This window comes from Mycobacterium sp. (genome assembly GCF_040509115.1).
Classification (GTDB): domain Bacteria; phylum Actinomycetota; class Actinomycetes; order Mycobacteriales; family Mycobacteriaceae; genus Mycobacterium.
Genome location: NZ_JBEVLO010000227.1, coordinates 1 through 4,997 on the forward strand (window position 1 = coordinate 1; position 4,997 = coordinate 4,997).

Consider the following 4,997-nt stretch of genomic DNA (forward strand, 5'->3'; position numbering starts at 1 on the left):
CCGCGACGACAGACCCAGCTCGACCATCGGCGCCGACTCGTCGATGCGGTCGGCGGGCTGCCCCGTCGCGTCGGCGATCCAGTTGCGCAGGTACTCGCGAAGTTCGGCGACGGTCTTGTCGGTGCGGACCGGCTTGTTGTCGGGGGCGCTCGGCGAATCGTTCCCTGCGTCAGTCATGTTCACTGTCCTCGGTTCTTCCCGCAAGCGCTCATCACTATTCACTTTCGCCGCGTCTGCGGCCTTGGGCGACGAAGCGGCGTCGGCCACGTCAGTCCGACTGGTCGGGGAAGTCGTTCGCGATCTTGCCGCTGCGAAGCGAGCCGTCGAGGTACGCCGAGCGGCAGGCCCGGCGACCGATCTTGCCGCTCGAGGTACGGGGAATGGCACCGGCAGGCGTCAGCAAGAGGTCGCGCACGGTGACGCCGTGCCGCACCGCGATCGCGGCCCGGATCTCGTCGGCGACGGGGGCGAGGTCCATCTTGTTGGCGCCTGGCGCGCGCTCCGCGACGATCACCAGCTGCTCGGAGGTGTCCTCGGGGTCACGCTTGAGGCCTGCGTGCGCATTCTCGAAGACCTCGTCGGGCAGCTGGTTGGCTGGCACCGAGAAGGCGGCGACGAAACCCGTGCGCAGGGCCTTGCTCGCCTCCTGCGCCGAGTACTCGAGGTCCTGCGGGTAATGGTTGCGGCCGTCGACGATGACCAGATCCTTGACACGCCCGGTGATGTAGAGGTCGCCGTCGTAGAAGGCGCCGTAGTCGCCGGTGTTGACCCACGTCGCATCGTCGGTCGCGCCCTCGGCGTGCGACGGGTTGCTGCGGGACTTGAGGATGTTCTGGAACGTCGCGATGGTCTCCTCGGGCTTGGCCCAGTAGCCGGTGCCCATGTTCTGACCGCTGATCCAGATCTCGCCGATCTGGCCGTCGGGCAATTCGCTCGCGGAGTCGGCGTCGACGATGACGGCCCACTCGGCAACGCCGACCTTGCCCGCCGAAGCCTGCGCGACGGCCGACGGCGCGTCCGGGGCCACCTCGACGAAGCGGTGCGCATTGAGCTCGTCACGGTCTACGTGCACGATCTTGGGCAGCTCGTCAGACGGTGTCGTCGAGACGAAGAGCGTGGCCTCGGCCAAGCCGTAGGACGGCTTCAGCGCCTTGGGATCAAAGCCGTACGGCCCGAAGGCCTCGTTGAAACGGCGCACGGTGGCCGCCGAGATGGGCTCACTGCCATTGAGCACCGCCCGGACGTTGGACAGGTCCAGTGGCGGCTCGCCGTCCCTTGGCACTCCACGCGCGGCGGCGTGATCGAAGGCGAAGTTCGGCGCGACCGAGATCACCATTCCGGTGTCCTCTGGCTTGCGGGCCATCTCGCGGATCCATCGACCGGGCCTGCGGACGAACGCCGCGGGCGTCATGAACGTGATGTAGTGCCCGACCACCGGCGAGATCATCGCGGTGATGAGGCCCATGTCGTGGAAGAACGGCAGCCAGGTGACGCCACGGTCGCCTTCGTCGCCGCCGATGCCCTCGATGACCTGCACGATGTTGGTGGCCAGGTTGAGGTGCGTGATCTGCACGCCGGTCGGGATACGCGTGGAGCCGGACGTGTACTGCAGGTAGGCGATCGTGTCGTTGGTGACCTCCTCCTGCACCCACGTCGCGCCGACCTCGTCGGGCACGGCGTCCACCGCGATGACGCGGGGGCGCTCCTTGGCGGGCCTGGTGCGGAAGAACTTGCGAACACCCTCGGCGGAGTCGGTGGTGGTCAGGATGGCGGTCGGCTGGCAGTCGTCGAGGACGGCGTGCAGTCGGCCGACGTGGCCGGGTTCGGACGGATCGAACAGCGGGACCGCGATCCGGCCGGCGTAGAGCGCGCCGAAGAAGCCGACGAGGTAGTCCAGGTTCTGGGGGCACAGGATCGCGACGCGGTCACCGGGCTGGGTGACCTGCTGCAGTCGGGCGCCGACGGCCTTGTTGCGGGCACTGAAGTCGCGCCAGTTCAGGTTGCGTGCGACGCCGTCGCGCTCGGTGGAGAAGTCGATGAACTGATAGGCGAGGGCATCGCCACGGACCTTCGCCCATTTCTCGACGTGACGGACCAGGTTGCCGTTGTCGGGAAACCTAATCAGGCCGTTCTTCAAGAACGGGTTGTGGAATCCCATTTCACTCCTCTATCGAAGCAGCCCCCGCCGTGATCCACGGTGGTGCCCCCGGCGAGGCCAAACCTCAAGATCATACCGGGGTTGAGCTGCTCACCTTCGGACCAACTCTCTAGACACCCATGGCCATTCACCACGATGTGCTCTTACTTTTCTCTTAATGTTAAGCGACCCACTAGCGGAGGCCAAATCTGAGAACCGGGTGAGTCGCCACTCATCCGTGCTTGGGCGTCGGCGCGTTGTCGATCAGGCCTCGCGCCCACGCCGTCGTCCACTGCGGCGCCGTCTGGCCATCGAGGCTCCAGAACTGCGGCGTGTTGTACAGGGCGTGCACCGGTTGACCCGCGCCCCCACTCAGCGTCTCCAACGTCTTCGGCAGGTTGAAGACCGAGAACGCACCCTCCGGCGCCGAGCAGATCAGGTCGCCGGTAGCGCAGATCTGATTGGTGCGGTCGTTGAGCGCCCCGAACCCGCCAGGGCGCGGGCCCGTCATCGTCAGCCCCAGCTCGGACAGTGTCGGCACCTCGTGCAGAGTGATCTCGGCACCCTGCCCAGGGGGATTCGGCCCGATCTCGACGCCGACGCCGGGCTGGCGCCTGCCGTCGGCGATGGCCGTCACCCCGAGCACCAGATCCTCGTCGACCGGTCCCATTCCGTTGCCGATCGAGCTGGCGATGTCACCCGCGATCACCGCGCCCTGCGAGAAGCCGACGATCACGTAGCTGGTCAGCGGGCACCGATTGTTCATGTCCGTGATCGCCTGGATCGTGGCCTTGGTGCCTTCGGCGCGGCTGTCGTTGTAGGAGATCTGATTGTCGGCGGCGAACGGATTGTGGAACTGCGCCGTGTACGGAACGGTGTACTCGGCCAGCCGCTCCGGGCCGTACGCCTGCCGGATGGGATTGGTCACGTTGAGCAGCAGCGCGAACGGGAACTGCACCGGGTTCACCGGATCGAGCTGAGGTGAGGACTCCCACGTCCCGGGAATCGACACCAGCATCACGTCCGCGCAGCTGGCGTCCTGAAACTCCGGACGCGGCTTCTTCGACGTCGGCGGCAGACCGTTGGGTGGCTGCGCAGTCGGCGGCACCGCGTTGGGCAGCGACGGCGCATCCGGCTGGCGAACCCAGACCCAGACGAAGACGACGATGACGGCGACCAGGACCGCCACCGCCCCGGCCGCGGCGAGGGCGAGGGAACGGCGGCGTTTGCGCCGGCGAGTGTTGGCCATGAGGTGCGAGGTTCTCCTGCTAGCAGAGGGTGTCAGTAGCGATGCGAATGTAGTCGGCGGTGGTCGCATTGACCTGTCCGACGGGCGGGGCCACCGTTTGCGCGACCGAGTCACGCACGTCCCCGCGCACCATCGGCAGGACGAAGTCCCACACCGCCTGGTCGCTCTGATTGGCCGCCCGAGCTTGGCACACATAGGAGCCAATGCTCAAAGCCGACAGCTCGCTGCCAGGCCGCACCCCTGCCGCGGTCAACGCGTCGAGGTAGGCGCGCTGCGCCGGCGTGACGATCAGATCGGGCTCCTCACCGGGGTCCACCGCGGGCGGTTCCTCGAACGACTGCACCGCGGTGCCGGCTGCCGTGGTCTCCGGTGGCGACATGCCGATCGTTGCCATGACGTCCTCACCCATGCCACAGCCGCTCACCACGAGTGCGCAGGCGACCATGGACAGACCTGTTGCATAGGCCGTTCGCGGGTCGCCGAGTTGCACGTCTCCAAGGTACCGGCTGGGATCGGCCGGCCCCGTCAACAGTTTGCTGAAGCGGCGCGTCGACGCCTATCTGATGGCCGCCACCAGGTCACCGGACATGGCTGCGAGCTGCGGCGCCCAGCTACCCCAGTCGTGCTGGCCGGACGTCGGGAAGTCGAAGTGCCCGTTGTGGCCGCCCACCGCGCGGTAGTGCTGATAGAAGGTGCGGTTGCTGCCCTGGGCCTGATCGCACCACCCAATCATCGCGGCGGGGTCGGTGCACTCCACGGCGGCGGGGCTATACACCCATAGCCGGGTGTTGTTGGCGTTCAACAGGTTCACGTGCACGTCGGGGTCGTGCCACTTCCACCGGCCCAGCTGCGCGGCGCCCCACATGGCTTGGGTGTTGACGCCGCCGTACTGGGCAAGGCCCGCGGTGATCGCTCCGTTCAGGGCGGTCTGGGACGGAGTGAGGAAGCCCGACAGCGAGCCCGCGTAGCGGAACCGCTCCGGATGGAATGCCGCCATGGTCATCGCACCCGTGCCGCCCATCGCGGCACCCACGATGCCGTGCCCGCTGGGGGCGAGGCCCTTGTTGGCGGCCAACCAGTCCGGAAGTTCCTGGGACAGGAACGTCTCCCACTGCTTGGTGCCGTCGGCCTCCCAGTTGGTGTACATGCTCCACGCCCCACCCGCCGGGGCCGCCACCGAGATGCCCTGCCCACCGAGCGTGTTGAACGCGTTGCCCGCCGTCACCCAGTTGCTGACGTCGGGTCCCGCGTTGAAGGCATCGAGGAGGAACACCGCGTGGGGGCCGCCCGCCTGAAACGCGACCGGGATGTCCCGGCCCATCGCACCCGAGGGAACCATCAGGTACTCGACGCCGTCGGCCTTCGCGACGTGCGGACTGGCCATCCACAGCCCGAGGGCCACGGCCAGGGCGCACGTCACCCGACCAAGGCCCGATACGCGGCGCCGCCACGAGTGCATCGACAGCAGCCTCATCCCCACCTCACCCAACTCTTGGTTTCAGGAGCGCCCGGCCGCATCGTCTGCGCGGGGAGCAACGAACAGTCAGTGAATCACATCACGCCGACGGAGGGCGTCGGAAACGAGGGACGGCGGCGACCCCCAAGGGGATC

General features: G+C 67.6%; 5 protein-coding genes. All 5 read right to left on the minus strand.

The genetic code is table 11. The features are described 5' to 3' along the window. Window positions 1-177, minus strand: a 177-nt coding sequence (locus ABW137_RS15715) for an acyl carrier protein (RefSeq protein WP_526401533.1), incomplete at its 3' end; no start/stop codon positions are given. A gap of 91 nt (window positions 178-268) precedes the next feature. Next, window positions 269-2,158, minus strand: coding sequence for a long-chain-fatty-acid--AMP ligase FadD32 (gene fadD32, locus ABW137_RS15720; protein ID WP_526401527.1), 1,890 nt, complete (start codon window positions 2,156-2,158; stop codon window positions 269-271). Between the two features lie 211 nt (window positions 2,159-2,369). Beyond that, entirely contained in the window at window positions 2,370-3,386 is a 1,017-nt protein-coding gene (gene culp6, locus ABW137_RS15725; RefSeq protein WP_526401529.1) for a carboxylesterase Culp6, read from the minus strand. 19 nt (window positions 3,387-3,405) lie between these two features. Next, a complete protein-coding gene (locus ABW137_RS15730) occupies window positions 3,406-3,876 on the minus strand; it encodes a DUF732 domain-containing protein (RefSeq protein ID WP_526401531.1) in 471 nt (156 codons plus the stop codon). Between the two features lie 66 nt (window positions 3,877-3,942). Further along, complete coding sequence (locus tag ABW137_RS15735; protein ID WP_526401535.1) at window positions 3,943-4,845, minus strand: alpha/beta hydrolase; 903 nt, start codon at window positions 4,843-4,845, stop codon at window positions 3,943-3,945. Window positions 4,846-4,997: the final 152 nt, after the last annotated feature.